This is a genomic window from Priestia sp. SIMBA_032 (assembly GCF_046535215.1).
In the GTDB taxonomy this organism is placed as follows: domain Bacteria; phylum Bacillota; class Bacilli; order Bacillales; family Bacillaceae_H; genus Priestia; species Priestia aryabhattai.
This window is the reverse complement of record NZ_JAWRXD010000005.1, coordinates 192,197-207,434: the sequence shown is the minus strand read 5'-3', so window position 1 is coordinate 207,434 and position 15,238 is coordinate 192,197. Positions and strand designations below refer to the sequence as shown.

The 15,238-nt window shown below is 40.0% G+C and carries 22 protein-coding genes and 2 pseudogenes; 9 read left to right on the top strand and 15 right to left on the bottom strand.

The window, feature by feature from the left end; genetic code table 11:
• Positions 1 to 133 precede the first annotated feature (133 nt).
• On the bottom strand, positions 134 to 1,144 hold the full coding sequence (locus SB717_RS18150) for an aldo/keto reductase (protein WP_410904375.1): 1,011 nt from the start codon (positions 1,142 to 1,144) through the stop codon (positions 134 to 136).
• A 306-nt stretch (positions 1,145 to 1,450) separates the two neighbouring features.
• Between SB717_RS18150 and SB717_RS18145 the strand changes: the two genes are divergently transcribed.
• Positions 1,451 to 1,696 (top strand): hypothetical protein, encoded by a 246-nt coding sequence (locus SB717_RS18145; protein WP_013058531.1) that lies wholly within the window; start codon positions 1,451 to 1,453, stop codon positions 1,694 to 1,696.
• Between the two features lie 124 nt (positions 1,697 to 1,820).
• Positions 1,821 to 2,522 carry an MSMEG_1061 family FMN-dependent PPOX-type flavoprotein gene (locus tag SB717_RS18140; protein ID WP_410904374.1) on the top strand — a complete coding sequence of 234 codons (702 nt, stop codon included), beginning with the start codon at positions 1,821 to 1,823 and terminating at the stop codon, positions 2,520 to 2,522.
• On the opposite strand, the gene SB717_RS18135 is transcribed toward SB717_RS18140, so the two are convergent.
• From SB717_RS18135 to SB717_RS18105, 7 genes and pseudogenes are all read right to left on the bottom strand, one after another.
• A complete protein-coding gene (locus SB717_RS18135; protein WP_410904373.1) occupies positions 2,484 to 2,639 on the bottom strand; it encodes a hypothetical protein in 156 nt (51 codons plus the stop codon). The two genes, SB717_RS18140 and SB717_RS18135, sit on opposite strands and share 39 nt — an antisense overlap.
• Positions 2,623 to 3,027, bottom strand: a pseudogene (locus tag SB717_RS18130) (DinB family protein); the annotation flags it as partial. The pseudogene SB717_RS18130 and the gene SB717_RS18135, both read right to left, overlap by 17 nt.
• Before the next feature lie 108 nt (positions 3,028 to 3,135).
• Positions 3,136 to 3,627: pseudogene (locus SB717_RS18125) on the bottom strand (GNAT family N-acetyltransferase); the annotation flags it as partial.
• A 64-nt stretch (positions 3,628 to 3,691) separates the two neighbouring features.
• Positions 3,692 to 4,189: a hypothetical protein gene (locus SB717_RS18120; protein ID WP_410904485.1), complete on the bottom strand. Its 498-nt coding sequence runs from the start codon at positions 4,187 to 4,189 to the stop codon at positions 3,692 to 3,694.
• A gap of 181 nt (positions 4,190 to 4,370) precedes the next feature.
• The gene (locus SB717_RS18115; RefSeq protein WP_312035962.1) at positions 4,371 to 4,505 is read right to left on the bottom strand and encodes a hypothetical protein; all 135 of its coding nucleotides are present in this window, start codon (positions 4,503 to 4,505) and stop codon (positions 4,371 to 4,373) included.
• Positions 4,506 to 4,654: 149 nt separating this feature from the next.
• On the bottom strand, positions 4,655 to 4,813 hold the full coding sequence (locus tag SB717_RS18110) for a hypothetical protein (protein ID WP_410904372.1): 159 nt from the start codon (positions 4,811 to 4,813) through the stop codon (positions 4,655 to 4,657).
• Between the two features lie 62 nt (positions 4,814 to 4,875).
• A complete protein-coding gene (locus SB717_RS18105) occupies positions 4,876 to 5,046 on the bottom strand; it encodes a hypothetical protein (protein ID WP_410904371.1) in 171 nt (56 codons plus the stop codon).
• Between the two features lie 185 nt (positions 5,047 to 5,231).
• Here SB717_RS18105 and SB717_RS18100 point away from each other — a divergent pair, with 185 nt between their 5' ends.
• Positions 5,232 to 5,618, top strand: coding sequence for a MerR family transcriptional regulator (locus SB717_RS18100; protein WP_075419305.1), 387 nt, complete (start codon positions 5,232 to 5,234; stop codon positions 5,616 to 5,618).
• Positions 5,619 to 5,654: 36 nt separating this feature from the next.
• On the opposite strand, the gene SB717_RS18095 is transcribed toward SB717_RS18100, so the two are convergent.
• A complete protein-coding gene (locus SB717_RS18095) occupies positions 5,655 to 6,617 on the bottom strand; it encodes an aldo/keto reductase (protein ID WP_074676847.1) in 963 nt (320 codons plus the stop codon).
• Between the two features lie 227 nt (positions 6,618 to 6,844).
• Positions 6,845 to 7,525 (bottom strand): CPBP family intramembrane glutamic endopeptidase, encoded by a 681-nt coding sequence (locus SB717_RS18090; RefSeq protein ID WP_410904370.1) that lies wholly within the window; start codon positions 7,523 to 7,525, stop codon positions 6,845 to 6,847.
• An 83-nt stretch (positions 7,526 to 7,608) separates the two neighbouring features.
• On the opposite strand from SB717_RS18090, the gene SB717_RS18085 reads away from it, so the two are divergent.
• Both SB717_RS18085 and SB717_RS18080 read left to right on the top strand, forming a co-directional pair.
• On the top strand, positions 7,609 to 8,352 hold the full coding sequence (locus SB717_RS18085) for a MerR family transcriptional regulator (RefSeq protein ID WP_410904369.1): 744 nt from the start codon (positions 7,609 to 7,611) through the stop codon (positions 8,350 to 8,352).
• Between the two features lie 5 nt (positions 8,353 to 8,357).
• Positions 8,358 to 9,560, top strand: a complete 1,203-nt coding sequence (locus SB717_RS18080; RefSeq protein WP_410904368.1) for an MFS transporter — start codon at positions 8,358 to 8,360, stop codon at positions 9,558 to 9,560.
• A 98-nt stretch (positions 9,561 to 9,658) separates the two neighbouring features.
• On the opposite strand, the gene SB717_RS18075 is transcribed toward SB717_RS18080, so the two are convergent.
• A complete protein-coding gene (locus SB717_RS18075) occupies positions 9,659 to 9,934 on the bottom strand; it encodes a hypothetical protein (protein WP_410904367.1) in 276 nt (91 codons plus the stop codon).
• A gap of 123 nt (positions 9,935 to 10,057) precedes the next feature.
• Here SB717_RS18075 and SB717_RS18070 point away from each other — a divergent pair, with 123 nt between their 5' ends.
• Together SB717_RS18070 and SB717_RS18065 are read left to right on the top strand one after the other, a co-directional pair.
• Positions 10,058 to 10,246, top strand: a complete 189-nt coding sequence (locus SB717_RS18070) for a hypothetical protein (RefSeq protein WP_013058545.1) — start codon at positions 10,058 to 10,060, stop codon at positions 10,244 to 10,246.
• Positions 10,247 to 10,332: 86 nt separating this feature from the next.
• Complete coding sequence (locus SB717_RS18065; protein WP_013058546.1) at positions 10,333 to 10,614, top strand: hypothetical protein; 282 nt, start codon at positions 10,333 to 10,335, stop codon at positions 10,612 to 10,614.
• Positions 10,615 to 10,656: 42 nt separating this feature from the next.
• Here the strand turns inward: SB717_RS18065 and SB717_RS18060 are convergent, their stop codons facing one another.
• A complete protein-coding gene (locus tag SB717_RS18060; protein ID WP_410904366.1) occupies positions 10,657 to 12,135 on the bottom strand; it encodes a glycoside hydrolase family 32 protein in 1,479 nt (492 codons plus the stop codon).
• 327 nt (positions 12,136 to 12,462) lie between these two features.
• Between SB717_RS18060 and SB717_RS18055 the strand changes: the two genes are divergently transcribed.
• Entirely contained in the window at positions 12,463 to 12,936 is a 474-nt protein-coding gene (locus tag SB717_RS18055; protein WP_098786974.1) for a YtxH domain-containing protein, read from the top strand.
• Between the two features lie 43 nt (positions 12,937 to 12,979).
• Here the strand turns inward: SB717_RS18055 and SB717_RS18050 are convergent, their stop codons facing one another.
• From SB717_RS18050 to SB717_RS18040, 3 genes are all read right to left on the bottom strand, one after another.
• A complete protein-coding gene (locus tag SB717_RS18050; RefSeq protein WP_074676861.1) occupies positions 12,980 to 13,318 on the bottom strand; it encodes a hypothetical protein in 339 nt (112 codons plus the stop codon).
• Between the two features lie 371 nt (positions 13,319 to 13,689).
• Entirely contained in the window at positions 13,690 to 13,953 is a 264-nt protein-coding gene (locus SB717_RS18045; protein WP_234483771.1) for a hypothetical protein, read from the bottom strand.
• 133 nt (positions 13,954 to 14,086) lie between these two features.
• Positions 14,087 to 14,695, bottom strand: a complete 609-nt coding sequence (locus tag SB717_RS18040; protein ID WP_098621082.1) for a hypothetical protein — start codon at positions 14,693 to 14,695, stop codon at positions 14,087 to 14,089.
• A 174-nt stretch (positions 14,696 to 14,869) separates the two neighbouring features.
• Between SB717_RS18040 and SB717_RS18035 the strand changes: the two genes are divergently transcribed.
• Positions 14,870 to 15,235 carry a DUF3221 domain-containing protein gene (locus SB717_RS18035; protein WP_098621083.1) on the top strand — a complete coding sequence of 122 codons (366 nt, stop codon included), beginning with the start codon at positions 14,870 to 14,872 and terminating at the stop codon, positions 15,233 to 15,235.
• The last annotated feature ends 3 nt before the right edge of the window (positions 15,236 to 15,238 follow it).

The following is a 15,238-nucleotide window of genomic DNA, read 5'->3' as shown; positions in this document are numbered from 1 at the left end:
ACCAAAGATAAAAAAACATATATGATGAATTTCTATCAATAAGCTTCTTTACAATTAATTATAGCGCAATACGTCAAAACTTCAAATAAAGATTTACTTAGCGTTTACACTGATATAGTTTTTAACTACTTCTTCATTTAACATTGATTGGCAGCGGAGCATAAGAAGCTACAAGCTGCTGTTCACGCATTTCTTCCCAGAAGGCTGCCGGAATTACTGTATTTAATGCCGCTTTGTCTTCAGCAATACGCTCTGGACGACTGGCGCCAGGAATAACAGCAGCAACCGCTGGATTAGCCAGTGAAAATTGGACAGCAGCGGCTTTAATGCTGATCTGATGACGATCTGCAATCGCTTTGATTTTTTCTACTTTTATCATAATTTCTGAAGATGCTTTTTGATATTCAAAGTGCGTACCTCCAGCAAGAACGCCTGAGCTGTATGGTCCGCCGACAACAATGTCCATATTATGCTTTACGGCTTCGGGCATCACTCGCTGCAGCGCACGTTCATGATCTAACAGCGTGTATCGGCCCGCTAGCAATGATACATCCGGCTTTGCTTCTTCTAACTCCAGCATGATTTCAATTGGTTCTACTCGGTTTACTCCAAGTCCCCATCCTTTAATAACTCCTTCTTCACGCAAGCGCGTAAGCACACGAAATGCGCCCGTTCGAGCAGACTCAAATTGTCCTACCCACTCATCTCCATAAAAATCTTGCGCAACATCATGAATATACACAAAGTCCAAGCGATCTGTTTTCAAACGGTTTAAACTTTGCTCGATTGAACGAAGAGTTGCATCCGCGCTGTAGTCATTGATAATTTTATTTTTACGGCCGAATTCAAAAAGCCCGCCTTTTTCTCCCATGTCACGTGAAGATGTGTCTTCTAGTTCATCTGAAATGACGCGACCTACTTTTGTACTTAGCACATACTCATCGCGGTTTCTTTTTGATAGTGCTTCACCAAGGCGCATTTCTGCTAAGCCAGCTCCGTAAAGAGGGGCTGCGTCAAAGTAACGGATGCCGCTTTCCCAAGCAGCATCAACCGTTGCTATGGCCTCTTCTTCTGGAATATTACGATACATATTGCCCAGTGGTGCTGTTCCAAATCCTAGTTTCCCCTGCAGTATTTCTCTCATATTCATAAAACCTCCTGAAATTTTTATATCTCTATTTTAGAAATTAATTAGTATGAAGGCGAATCCAACGACCAATCGATTCATTAAATGTCTTGTTATTCCCTGACAAAATTCATTATGAAGCATGGAAACAAGAAAGAAAAGTACGCACTTTAAAGTAATATGGGAACTAAAAAGTAACCTACTAAGGAGCAAATGAGTTTTTCAGACTCTTCTTTTATTTATGTACTTTCTACTTCTTACTCATGCAAACAAACATTGTGCATACAATAAGCAGAAAGCTACTTTATAAATGAGGTGAGATTCTTGAGAGATGAATACTTCAAAAAAATTGAAGATAAGCTCGATAAGCTTGATGAAATGGACGATTCCACAATGAAAGAAGAACAAAAAGATGAGTATTTTCAAAGTTTGCTAGATGATATGGATGATTTGTTAAAAGACATGCGCCAGCGAGAAAAAGACTCGAATCATCTTGTCAGTGAACATATGAAGACGGTTAATGACATTTTTGATAATGCAATCAAAAATTTAAAAAAAGACCGAAGCTAGCGTGTAACACTTCTACTTCATTTAAATATACTGACTTTTCTGTTTTTTTGAGCATAAAAATATAGTATTTCATATGTGAAAATGGTATTTTCAGTATACGCAAAAAGTAAGAGTGAAAAAAGGAATGGAAAACATTCACTTTAAAGAACAAGTAAAAACGAAGGAAGAACTTCGCGGTATAATCGGCGCGCCTAACAAATTGGCACATCAAAAAATAATTTCTTATCTAGATCGACACTGCCGGGAATTTATTAAACATTCCCCTTTTGTCATCATTGCTACAGCTGATCATAAAGGAATTTGCGACAGTTCTCCGCGGGGTGATCATGCTGGTTTTGTACAAGTCGTTGATGAGAAAAGGCTATTGATTCCAGAGAGGAGTGGCAATCAAAAAGTAGATTCATTGGAAAATATTTTATCTAATCCTCAAATAGGGCTGCTTTTTTTGATTCCAGGCATAGAAGAAACGCTGAGGGTGAACGGCAAAGCTTGTATTGTCAAAGACAAAACGATGCTTGAAACAATGACGGTTCACAATAAAACTCCGCTGCTTGCTATCAGCGTCGAAGTACAAGAATGCTTTCTCCATTGCAGCAAAGCGTTCAAGCGATCAAAACTGTGGACTCCAGAATCTTGGGAAAGAGTCGAAACGCTTCCTTCTGCAGCTAAAATAGTCGCGGAACACGCAGGCTTTTCCAACCTAGAAAGCCGTACCAATCCCGAAGAAAGCAAAACTCAGCACCTCTATGACAAAAGCCGCTATAATGCGGCTTTTGTCATTTTACCATCAAAAAAGTATACCTCCGGCAATGATCAGAATTGGTAACAAAGCAAGAAGCACGCCTTTTTTTGAACCTCCTATGTATTCATGATCACCATAGGCGCGGCCTGTTCTGAAATCGACTTTCACCTGAGATTCTTCTTTTTTACGTTCTTTTTTCATTCACTTCGCCTCCTAGCGGCAGTTGAGCGTCAATTTGCTTAATATGATGCTCTAAATGAGCGATATAATCTTTAGCCAACCACTGGAGCGAAACGAACTTTCCATCTTCTAATTCAAATTGATACATATGCTTTTCTGTTGGTATATGAGAAAGAACGGAAGCAATTTGCTTATTTAAACTGCGCCATAGGGCAACTATTTCTTCCATGGACGTATCTTGATAGTGCTGCAGTTCTACCCATTCATTTTGTTTATAAGACATCAGGGCCAAAGGTGTTTTTTCATGCTGCACATTGATAAACTGCTGCAAATTGTGAATGGCTGAGTCACATAAGTGCCCCACAATTTCTTTTGGTGACCACTTCTTAGGAGCAGGACGGTTTGACGCCGCTACTTCAGAGAATACTTCAAGCTTTTTAGGAAGCTTTATCACCCATTCATTTAACTGAACAATCGTCATTTCCATGTTCATTTCTCCTTTAAGCACGTTTTTATCAAAAACCTTCCCCATATAGTATTCATCGGCTAAATCTCCGTCTACAACGAGTGAACATACTTTTTTCCCTTCTATTTCAAAACCCATCTTTTTATACAGCGAAATGGCCGGTTCATTGTGTGTCATCACCGTTAACTCCACTCGTTTAATGCCGCTCTGCGCTGCCCATCTCTCCATTTCTTTAAACAACGAAGTTCCTATTCCTCGGTTTCCGTAAGATTGAAGCACGCCAACAGCTAAGTATGCGCTGTGTTTTTTTCGGTTGACGCTTCCGCCAATCACAGATAAGTGACCAACAAGCCGTCCGTCTTGTTCCGCCACTAAAATGGTCGAGTTCGGCATCTTTAAAAAATTGGTAATCATTTTTTTCTGCTGTTCAAGTGTAGTTGCACGCTCATTTTCTTCGTACAGCATATATGCTGTTTCTTTATCAAGCTCTTTATTTAACGCTAAAAAAGCAGCTGCATCGGAAGCTAAAATTTCTCGAATCACATTTCCCCCTACTTTCGTCAATAGTAGTTAACTAGAAAAGAACGTTAATAAAAGAATGATATCCTTACACACGCGCTGAACGTTTTCCAAGAAACGCAGTGAAGATAAAACATATACTAAAAGCGACGGCGGAAACAAAAAAGCCAAGCATCCACCCTAAGGCTCGCATAAACGTATCTTCATTGGGATACAGAGGCTTAACGCTTAGCCACTGGATTACCATAATTAATGCCATTATTAAATAAAAGCTGCTTCCTGTTAAAGCCATTTTAAGACGGTCTTTAAATGGCCCTGTCCATGCTGCACTAAAAGTGCTCCACGTGAAAATACTTACAATCGTCGCTAAAAACATAAGAACAATATGTAGATAAGGGATATCTGTAAACATAAGAAAATAGAGTAAAAATATTGTAGTACCAAAATATAAAGCATTAATGCCAAACAAATAGCCTCCGCTTAGCCAGTGATTTTGAAACCACTTTTTCTTGCTGAGACGCTCTACCATTCCGCTGGGCACCCACAGCGTACGCGGAAAAATAATCATAACCAGCACAAATACCATGCCGGCCAAAAAGAATGTTAACACCTTTTCATCAGCCTTTCTATTCAAAATAAATATGGTTAATTATACTATTACTAACAAAATTAAACTATTGTTTTCTTTACTAATGAAGAGGCTGAGACATAACAAAATTACTCCAACCTAAGGACGAACAAATGAGATAAATAAGCTGGAATTCTTGTTACACCGCTGTTGATTTCCGTGCAAGGCTTCGCTTTCCGCGGGCGGCCGGTGAGCCTCCTCGTCGCTTGCGCTCCTGCGGGGTCTCAACTGTTCCGCTTTTCCCGCAGGAGTCTTCACCTTGTCCTCCAATCAACAGCTAGAAACTACTATATACATGACACCTACGTTCACCATACTAATAAAAAAACCGAACGAAGTTGATTCTGCATTAAGAATCTCGATTCATCATTCGGATCTTCTTTCACCGAAAATACTTTTGTCACAGTTTTTTTCTACGCCTATTTACACTCTTCCTCCGGTAAACGGATTGATTTCCCCTGTTAAATCACGTCCTGCTTTCTTTTCTTCGTGTGCAATGCGCTTGCCAATCGCAATTTTATTCCAAATTATTGGCACCCATATACACGCTCCGAATAAAATCATCCAAAAAAGTTCTTCCATTTCTTCCACCCTTTCATCATCTTCTCTTATTTTGAAGACAATAAGAAACGCCTATACGCTTTTTACTCTTGATTCGAATCCTTGATACCGTATGAAAAGAAATGAACTAGGATTGATAAAGCCATTCCGTAAGTGGTCCAAGCCGCTAGTAAAATGGCGTACTGATGATTGATAAAAAACACTCCGCTTGAAATCAGCAGCAGGATAAAACTAATCCATTTTATTTTTTTCATTACTCTATCCCCTTTACTTAACCTTTTACAGTAAGTTTCTTATTGTTTACTTGTTATTACGGACAAACTGTATAAAAGTTCCATATTTTTGAAATAAACGAAAAGTAATTTGATAAAACGTTAAGCTATCGATTATCATATACCTTAAAGTAAGCTTTACGATTCATGAGTGGGAGTGAACTATCTTGTCTTATAGCATGAAGGAAATGAATGAAAAAACCGGGCTTTCCGCACCGACTTTACGCTACTATGAAAAAGAAGGAATTCTTCCTTTTGTAGAGCGTGATGAAAATGGAAAGCGCCTCTATAATGATACGAATATTGAATGGATCCGTTTTATCTTAGCTCTGCGTTCAACGGGCATGCCGCTTGCAGAAATCAAGCGCTATGTAGAGCTCTATAAACAAGGCGAAAGCACGATTAAAGAACGAAAAAACATGATGCTTCAGCACAAAGAAGCGGTGGAAGAAGAAATGGCCAAAACCTTTAAATACCTTGAACAAATTAACTATAAGCTCACTTTGTACGACTCACTAGAAGCAAAATTAACGCAAAAAGAAATTAAAATTTAAACACAAAAGTCCGCAGGTGCACCTGCGGACTTTTTATCAATACAGTGAATTTACGGTATTCAACAGCTCTTCTGACCATGTCCAATCGCTAATTTCAACGGCATCTGTTACGTGGTGCAATTTACTAGCTCCGATAATGCTTGATGTTACAGCGGGTTGATTCAATACCCATGAAAGAGCAAACTGAGACAAGCTTACTTCATTTTTTTCTGCTAACTTGCGATACTGCTCCACCAGCTGAAAGTTTCGATCTGTAAAGTAGTTTCGCAGCAGCTTTTCACCATGCGCAGCGCGGCTTTCTGGCGGCACGTCATTTGATGTTTTATATTTTCCTGAAAGCATGCCGCGCGCTAACGGACTGTATACCATAACGCCTACACCTTCAGATTGACTAAACGGCAGCAGCTCTTGTTCAATTTCACGAGAGAGAAGATTATACTGAGGCTGAACGGAAATGAATTTTTCAAGATTCATTTTGTCACTAATATGATGAGACTTTGCGATTTGCCACGCGGCATAATTGGAGCAGCCAATATAACGAACTTTGCCTTGGCGAACTAAATCATCTAGCGTGCGAAGCGTTTCTTCCATAGGTGTATGGTGATCAAAAAGATGGACTTGATAAAGGTCAATGTAGTCTGTCTGCAGTCGTCGCAGCTGATTATCCACTTCTCTCATAATATGTGTGCGTGAAAGGCCTTTATCATTTTTGCCTTTCCCTACGGCAATGCCGACTTTTGTTGCAAGCACAACATCATCTCGTTTTCCTTTTAACGCGCGTCCAATAATTTCTTCAGATTCTCCTGTGCCATATCTAAACTCTTCATCCTGCCCTTTTCCATAATAGTTGGCTGTGTCAATGAAGTTAATTCCATTGTCAATGGCGCTATGTAAAATAGCTGCCGACGCTTTTTCGTCAATCCATCGCCCGAACGCCATAGTACCTAGACATAAATTTGATACTTCCAGACCTGTTGTTCCAAGCTTTCGATATTGCATCGATACCCTCTCCTTTTTATGGCTTTCTTTACTCTCTCTTATCATACACCTTAACGTCCACTTTAAGACAAGCCTTAAGCGTGCGTGCATATACAAAAAACGGCTAGGAACAGGCAGTGCTTCTAGCAATTTCCGGGTTCATTTTCCGTTTATTTTTTTGTAATTAGCTTCTTTATTATACATAATATGGTAAGATAAATCATAGCTTACTCGTTATCGAAATTCCATTAAGCTAACGCTGTTAAAATAACGGCAATTCCATTAAAACAAGCGTGAATGATCATACTTGGAAGCAGCGACTTTGTTTTTTCGTACACCCATGCAAACACGAGACCTGATAAAAAGTTAACGGGCAAGGTATTGTACGTTGGAATATGCACTAGCATAAAGATAAACGAACTTCCCGCCAATCCAAACACAATTCCTCCTTTACGTTTCAGCCACGTATAAAAAAATCCTCGGTAGATAATCTCTTCATAAAAAGGTGAGATTACAGCGGCTGAAACAAAAGCAAGTATAAATGAAAACAGCGACAGGTCCTGCTGTAAACTGGCTGTTTTTTTATTTTCATACGTCATACCAAACCATTCCATTAGCACAACAATTGCCACACTTCCTAAGATCAGCACAAAAAGCCAAAAAAGAATGCGCGGCCAGTGCCGTTTTGAAAACGATTGAAAACCAATTTTTCTATCACCAGTCTGAACCATCAGCCCATACAGAGCTGATAAAAACACAGCTGCCATAACAAACCCAGTAGCTGTTCCAGCATAAAGATCATTTTTAAACAGGGAATGTAAAGCATCCTGCAATATGCCTTCAATTAAGATAGGCACACCCACAAACGTGACGACCAGCATAATTACGAATGATTTTATCGTCCATAATCCTTGATTTTTTTGTTTCAATTTACTTCGCCTCCCTTTTACATATATTCACTGTAAAAGGTGACGTAACGTTACCTGCAAGCATTTTTTTGGAGGGATTAAACATGATTTATTTTTCTACGGGGCAAGCCGCTAAAAAATTAGGCCTCACGGTGCGTACGCTTCGTTACTACGATCAAATTGGCTTGCTTCATCCGTCGTCAAAAGCCGAAAATGGAAAGCGCTCTTACTCGGAAACGGACTTAGTCACATTAGAGAAAATTACCCTTTTAAAAAACTTAGCCGTTCCTTTGCGAGATATTGAACTTATTCTTCATCAAGTAAGTATTGATGAACTTCTAGGGATTCATCAGCAAAAACTTCAGCAAAATGCTTCAGAAATTCAGCGAGCTTTAGAACACACGCACACGCTTCGCAACAGTATAAAAATAGAAGGTGAATTGAATTGGAAGCAGCTCCTTCCTTTAGTTGACAATGAAACTAATGTCAAGAGCAGCTGGACGGATCTGCTTTCGCTTTCATTAGAAGAACGCGAGATTCTGCAGCATGATTTGCCGAAAATGGAGAATGCGAGTGCCGATAAATGGATTAGCATAATAAAGCGAATTCAGCTTTGCTTAAAGCATCAGCGTGCACCTCAATCTGAAGATGGGCAGCTGATTGCAGCAGATATTCTGCTTTTATCAGCTGAACTATTTGGGCAGCATACCGCTTTAGAAGAAACTTTTTGGGATATTCGCAAATCTCCTGAGGCATCAAGTTCACTTAATCTCTACCCTATTGACAGCGAAGTCCTTCAATTTATTGAAGATGCGATTATTTTTTACGAACAACACGTAAAGGAATGAAGGTATTGAAAAAAGAAAAGCTGTTTGCTAATTCTTCTTATAAAAGATTATTTATTTCAAGCACTGCAGCAAGCTTCGGAGATTTGTTCGATATGTTTGCGGTGATAACGCTTTTTACATACGTGTGGCACGCAAATTCCCTCTGGATTACGCTTATTCCAGTCGCGTACGCTTTGCCTAGCATCCTGCTAAGTCAAGCAGCAGGAAATTTAGCGGACCGCTGCGATAAAGTACAGCTGATGTTTCTGTCTGAACTAGTCCGTCTTCTGTTCACATGTCTATTATTTTTCACAAATGAACCGCTTTTGGCACTAGGAGTGCTGACGCTGCGCTCGATGAGTTCTGTTATGAAAGTGCCCGCACAGCTCGCTTACGTTCGAGAAGTGGTCAAAGAAGAACAGCTGCTTCAGGCCTCTACTTTACAAAACATTATGTTTCAAATTGCCAAAGTTGTGGGGCCGTTTCTCGGAGCCGCCGCGCTGACGTTTACAACGCCAAAAGCATGCATTTTAGTTAACGCCGCAGCTTGTATAATTTCTATCGGCGTGTTGTTTTCACTTAAAAAAGCAGGTAAAAACATTCAAGGGCAAGCTGCTCGTTCTTCCCATCAACCGAAAGAAACGTACTCAAACGGCTGGAAAATCGTCTTTCAGCACTCAATCCTTTTACGCGTCGTTATGCTGTTTCACCTTTCGTATTTTGTAGTCATGCTTGTTGACGCTCAAATTAGCATCTTCCTTCGAGATGTACTGCCTCACCATCCGGAAATACTCGGCTGGCTGCTTTCTGGAATCGGACTGGGAGCGCTAGCAACAGGAGTATATCTTAATAGAAAAAAACAGGTTCACCATCCATTTAGACTTTTATCACTCGGCCTGCTTCTATTTGGAGGGTCTTTATTTTTTATCAGCTGCTTTAATCCAGCCGTTATGTCACGCTATTTCATTTTGATTGCTGCACCTATTGGAGGGGCCGGAGTTGGGCTTAATTTACTGCTGTTTAACTATATCGTTCAAACATGCAGCGACAAGGAACACCTCGGAAAAGTGTACGGATTCATTAACACCTTAACGAGTGCCGTTTTACTTACTGCTCCTCTTCTTGGAGGCATGGTCGTAAAGCTTGCAGGTGCTCAGACGACTTTTTTAACGGCGGCAATCATCCGTAGTAGTCGTTGGATTTGTGAGTATACTGATGCCTCTGCGTGATAAACGGGAAGGAAACGTTCAGATTGACGCATAAAAAACAGCTTGAGGTTGTACCTCAAGCTGTTTTTATAGACTTCTGTTCATTAACCAGCGGCTACCTAAATCAAAGCAGCTAATACGTTCGGTACTGCAATAGCTCCAAAGCGTTTTGCATCTTCAACTCGGCTCACCTTGCGCGTCTTTTTGGCTGAAAAGAATGTGCCTGTACTTCCTAGCACGATACTGTCAATAAGGTATGCCAAAGCTAAAACGAGCGATACTGCCCCCATTGTGCCTGATACAAAATAGAGATAGCTCCACTTCCCTGTAAAAGCAGCAAGAGCAAGAACAATCCCGACCATCACGATTCCTGCTATAAATCCTTTTTTAATCATTGCATCCCTCTTCCCTTCCTACTCCTTAAATTTTACCATATACTTCTTTTTTTGTATGACACCTTACATTTCATTCTACTACACTCACATTTTATGGTAAAATTAGTAAGAGAGGTGGTACATATGAAAAAACGTCAAGGAATCACGCTGCTTTTATTTATACTCGGAGCAGCCTCTATTTCTTTTGGAATGGCTTTAAAAAATATCTTTCCTTATTCACCTGCAGCTGGCTGGATTCTAGGGACACTGCTTTTGCTAGGAAACTCATTTTATACGAGAAGATACTTACATAGAAGGTCAATTAAGAAGTAAATATCCGTCCCGAGCCGTATATACAAACCTTCATTCGGTTATGGTAAAATAGATAAGCAAAAACTGGATGTAAGGAGATTTTGAGTTTGAAAACAGGATTAATATCTGGCATTATATCTTTAATTATTGTGATTATCATTTCTATTACAGCAGGCAACTGGCAGTATATTTACTATATTTCAGGTCCTCTTGGCATATTACTTACAGCGATTGCACTCGTTACGCTTCTCGACGCATTTCGATTTGAAACGAGAGGTCCTTACTTTACACCCGTCCGGCAGCGAGAGGATACAGAGTGGATGAAACGTTTTATTATTGCAGCTGTTCCTCATTTAGTTGCTTCATGTATTTGTATTTTATTTTTATAGAAACCAAAAAGCCAATGAATGATATTCATTGGCTTTTCTCATTTACGAAATGCCGCGGGACATGCCGTAATAATCAATGCGGTAGTCCACAGATCCTTCTGCAAATACATTTACAGCTGATTTGGAATCTTTTTTCGGGAATACCCGGGAAGTGAAGACAATTTTGCCGCCGTTTATATAAATTTCGACGATGCTTTTGTCGACAAATACGCGAACATCGACTTCGTTTGACGCTGTCCATTTTTCAGAGCGAACCACACCGTATTCCGTTGCATATTGATGGTGGAATGAAGAGCGGTCGAGTCGCACTTCTTGCTTTTCTGTATCAAACAAGAGGCGAAGCTCTTCTTCTTTACTATTAAACAGCTCTAAACCAAACTGTTTGGCCCCTATCTCGCGGAACGTCATATTGATTTCATAGGCATTGTTTGTTGCTTCATCAATAATCACTTCTTCATTTTTTAGCGTTCCTCTAAAATGAACCGCTTGATCTCGAAGCTTATTTAACTCTTCTACAGGCTTTTGAACGAGTTCATTTCCTTCAAGCGAAAGCTCACGAGGAAGAGTTAATGCATGGGCCCATCCGTATTCGTCTGACGGATAGTCAACGTCCGGGTTTCCAATCCATGCAAATAGCAAGCGACGTCCGCTTTCATCTTGGAACGTTTGCGGTGCATAAAAGTCAAACCCTTTATCAATTTCACGGTAATACTCCATTTCAAACGTTAAACTTTCCACATCGAATGTTCCCACTGCGTAAATCACATTATAAATATTATGAAAATCGTGGCCATCCGTTTTGATTCCTTGCGGTGAAAAGACAAACACATCTTTTCCGTCCAGTTTAAAGTAATCCGGGCACTCCCACATATAGCCAAAGTCAGGAAGCGATGTTTTAACTTCGCCTTTAAATGACCACTGAAGCGCATCGCTTGATTCATATACAATTAATGCGCCCGTCTCGTTTTCACGCTGAGCGCCTAGCAGCATATAATATGTATCATTTTCTTTCCATACTTTCGGATCGCGCACATGTCCTGTATAGCCATCAGGAACACCTCGTACCGCTGGATTATTCGTGTATTTCTCTACACTTCCATCCCTGTCTAGCATCGCGATACATTGATTAGCTGAACGTGAGCCGTCTTCGTATTTTACATTCCCCGTATAAAACAGCAGCCCTTGACCATCTTTTTCAATCGCGCCGCCTGAGTATGCGCCGTGCGATTCATATTCTTCCGTTGGCGTTAACGCAACCGGAAGGCGTTCCCACGTTACTAAATCCGTAGATTTCACATGAGCCCAGTGCTTCATTCCATGCATCGCACCGTACGGATACCACTGATAAAACACGTGATATTCACCGTTTAATTGAATCAATCCGTTTGGATCATTCATCAGCCCGTACTGTGGATGAATATGATAAATCGGCTGCCAGCTGTCTTTGATTGCTTTGTCTTTTAATGCTTCTAACTCTCCAGATTTTGCTTCTAAAATCGTTCTGTACTTTGATTCAGCCATTTCTTCAATCCCTCCAGCATCTAAAAAAAGAGAACGTATTCTCCTTGCACTCTATGATATAAAATTTCAAGTGAAAATGCTACCAAAGAACGAATGTTGTCGTTTTCTTGTGTCGGATTTTATTGATAAGTTTTTTTCTGTTTTTATAGCAGAAAAGAAGGTTTTTCTGTCAGGTGGTTGAATACTATATACAATCAAATTTCACCAGCCTGTACGAGCGTCCGACGGCACTTGCAGATTTTTTTAGCGAATCATTTGCGTTTTACAGGAAGTATTCAACAAAATGGTAAACCCTTCATATTACATATTATAAAAGGAGGAAATGTCATGACAAAAGAAAACGTAAAAGAAACAGTAGGTAAAGAAACAAAAGGTGGAAGCAAAGAATTATTAGTCGGCACGCTAGTAGGTAGCGTAGTGGGTGTAACAACAGCTTTACTAGTAGCGCCAAAGTCAGGAAAAGAGCTGCGTGCTTCTATTCAAGACGGAGCGAATCAAGCACTTGCTAAAACAGGTCAAGTGAAAGAAACGGTATATGCAAAAGGCCAAGACCTCAAACAGCGCACGGCTCGTCTTTCACAAAAAGTCTCCGAACAGTCTTCGCAAGTTGTCAACAAAGTGAAATCTCTGCGCACTGCTAAAGAACAGCCGCTTGCAGAAACGGCTGTAGCAGAAGAGCTTGAAACGACAGAAATCGTTCAAGATCCTGTTCTTGAAGCTGAAGCGGTGCAAGAAGAATTAAATACAATTACGCAAGAAGTAAGTGACTTAGAACAATCTGTCGATGAAACAAGACGTTAATAACAAGCTGTAGAGATATCTCTACAGCTTTTATGTATATTCGCTACCCTTCCTTCCACCCTTCAAAAAAATAGCCTCCGTACGGACACGGCTCTGATTCCGGCAGTTCTTCATAACGCTGTCCGCTGTAATACTTCGCCAGCACAATCTTAGGCTTAAAAGCCGCTCCCCCTTCACTGTCTTCTTTTTCCGCTCCCCTTTCTCTCATCAAACAAAAAATATCTATTCCCGCAAACTCTCCGTACCCTTGATAGCACGACTCATAATAAACTTTACCAGGTGTCACCAAATAACACTCCCGCTGCCACGACGGCTGCTTACTGTAAACACTCGCAATACTTATTCCGCTCACTGAACACTTCCAGCTGCAAATTCCAACCATACAACGCCTCCAACGACTTGATAGTCTATTCATCTACAACTTTTGATAAAATCAAACATTCTTTAAAATGTACAGAATTCTCTTTTCCGCCTAAAAAACTATACTGCCAGATACCCCATCCTCTTAATTTCGCCCCAAACAAACTCCCTATTCTGTCTTCAGTCTAAAAGCCACACTCCCAGATTCCAGTCCCCTTGACTTCACCCCAAAAGGTTCACCTAAGCGTAAGTTGGCAGCCCGCAAGGGAGGGGGCAACTTACGCTTAGGCCTAGCTCTGTCTCCTTGGCTGCTCTTTAGCCAAGGAGACAGAGCTACATCGATAAAAATAAAAAATAAAAAAGGTCTGATAAATCGACCATTTCTGGTGATTATCAGACCTCAAGTTTTTCTGCATTTGAGCGGCTTATTTGCTGTTCAAGCGATTTAGCCAGCAGTACAATTTCATGATCTACATATTTTGTTTTGATTTCTTCAATTTCCATTAATGTTTTAGAAAAACTTTCTGCGTTATTTCCCTGTCTGTGCTGCACATCTTTAAAGAAATCAAGCAGTGCCTCGTTAGACTGCGTTGGACGGCTAAAATCAATCGTGTACATTTTGTACCCCAGTGTTAAATTTGTTGTAGTTGTCATCATTATTTCCCCCATTCTTCCTATAGTGATATATCTTCTACTCTTTACCCTTTAATTCCTTCTTTTTAACCTAAATTAATTAATTTTTTTAAAAAAACTTCCCATTATAAGAAAAAACACCCTTATAACAAGGATGTTAGAGTATTCTTCCCTTCGGTACAATTCCAGATGCAAAGTCATCTTTGAACTTAAAGCTAGCAGAATTGTTTTCCTCTAGAAAATGTATTTCCCATTTAAAGACGGGATATTCAGGCTTGTACATTTTGACTTTCTGATCGGGATTTTCTTCTAATCTTGCAATTACTCGTTTGAATCCTTCATATGCAATCCACCAGTCGCTCCCTGTTTCATCAGTAATAAAACAAATGGAACTGTCAATTAAATGAAGGTTTTGCTTGATATCATTAGCATTGGTAAAATACGCATTTCCAAAGGTTTGAAGACAACGATCGCAATACCCTGCTTTGCCTCCGTCTTTATAAATCCAGTGCGCAATTGGATCACTGCAGTCTTTACACGTATTCGTCACTTCTTGAAGGAATGTTTTGCCGCTCCACTGCTCTTTTTCATTTTCAAACACGGTCCATACTAAATAATTCTCCGTTTGTTCTGAAATAAAAAGGCGAAACGGCTCGTCTCGATGCCAAAAATGAATATTTTGTTCGTCTGATTCTTCAAAGTCAATGACAAAGTTATCTCGTTCTAATATATGTCGAATAACATTGGTTAAAAAGGTAACATCCATATAAGGACCTCCCGTACTATGCATGGCTGCTAGTAAAAATAGCATTTATGAGTTAAAACATATCACGAGCGCTGAAATAACGTCAACGATTACCTCTTGCTTTCTCTGAAAACTGGAAAAGAAATGGGCAAACGCGCTATAATGGTAGTCATGTTGAAACGGAAAGGAGATCTTATGAAGTTTACCGTTCAATCAGCTGCACTTTTTCTTCTCTTTTTTATTTGTTTAAGCGGTTGTTCTGAAAACACCGAGCAGTCAAAAAAACCAGCTGGCTATTTAGTTCAAGGGCGAATTTTAGAAGTGAAACAGAATGAAATTCTCATTGCAAACGTCATTCCTCGAGATACTGCGCTTGACTATACAACCAAAGAAATACTTGGCTCTAGCGATGTACAGCCTATTTATGTAAAAGTTTCGGATGATCAAACATACAAAAAAGGACAGCTCGTTAAAGCATGGCTCAAAAAAGACAAAAGCGTTCAGTATTCCGTTCCGGCAAAAGGCGAAGCTGTTGAAGTCAGCATTTTGAAACAGCCGTAGAAA